This is a genomic window from Dellaglioa sp. CoH-57-MRSF-19, assembly GCF_056781975.1.
Window position 1 is genome coordinate 1 of record NZ_JBXAXW010000245.1, and the last position, 289, is coordinate 289.

The window sequence follows — 289 nt, forward strand, 5'->3', positions numbered from 1 at the left end:
GCTTCATCGTATCGCGGCTTACCTGAATACGCGTTTCTTCAACTGCCTCGCGGCATGACGTGTTGAAGATGGTTTCTCCGGCGTGGGCAAAGCCACCCGGGAGTGCCCACAGGCCTTTTCCCGGATTGAACTTGCGTCGTCCGAGAAGCACGTGCCCAGATTGGATGATCACTGAATCCGCAGTCGTCATGATTGGGGCGTACCTCAACCCCATACCATCGCGCCCGCGATACGAGTGCTCGCGCAGGTACTGCTTCGAGAACTTGATCTCGGCATTGATCGCGTCAAT

General features: G+C 56.7%; 1 protein-coding gene. It reads right to left on the bottom strand.

What is annotated here, in order from left to right:
- Window positions 1-289, bottom strand: a 289-nt coding sequence (locus tag AC1RO3_RS09100) for an NUDIX domain-containing protein (RefSeq protein WP_481764097.1), incomplete at both ends; no start/stop codon positions are given.